This is a genomic window from Methanoculleus sp. UBA413 (genome assembly GCF_002502935.1).
GTDB classification, from domain to species: Archaea; Halobacteriota; Methanomicrobia; order Methanomicrobiales; family Methanoculleaceae; genus Methanoculleus; species Methanoculleus bourgensis.
Genome location: NZ_DAQR01000114.1, coordinates 2,328 through 2,842, shown reverse-complemented (window position 1 = coordinate 2,842; position 515 = coordinate 2,328). Strand labels below are relative to the sequence as shown.

Below are 515 nucleotides of genomic sequence, written 5' to 3'. Positions count from 1 at the left end.
GAGACCTCCTCGCGGGCTTCTTTGCTCTCCCTGAACCGAGCATACCACTGCTCGGGGAGCCCCTGGACCGAGAGGCCGTAGGTGTCGTCGTTCCTGCCGGCGTTCTTCAGGATCATCTCGTACTGCGGGTTGGTGCCGATCGATGCCACCCGGGACGGGGACTTCACCCGGATCTCGGCAAAGAAGTTCTCTTTGTCGAGCGGCACGATCCCAAGATCGGTCGTCCGGCCGATCCTGACCTCGACGTCCTCCTTCTCCCACGGCCGGTAGCCGGGTTTGGTGACTTTGACGGTGTAGGTGCCCATCGGGGCGCCGATGGAGACCTTCCCCTCGGCGGTCGTGAGCATTCCTTCAACCCTGGTGTCACCGTCGTAGACGCCGACATCAGCACCTTTCACGACGTTTCCTTCCTTATCGACCACCGTAGCCTCGAGGGTCCCGACTTCACCGCTGTGGGTCTTCGTGACCTTGACGTAGACCCAGATCGTGCCTTCGCCGATGCCCACCCTGATGGG

Annotated in this window: 1 protein-coding gene; it reads right to left on the bottom strand. The window is 62.3% G+C overall.

The genetic code is table 11. From position 1 onward, the window contains the following. Positions 1-515 (bottom strand): carboxypeptidase-like regulatory domain-containing protein (locus tag BP858_RS09455; protein WP_286879368.1); only part of this gene is annotated, 515 nt, incomplete at both ends.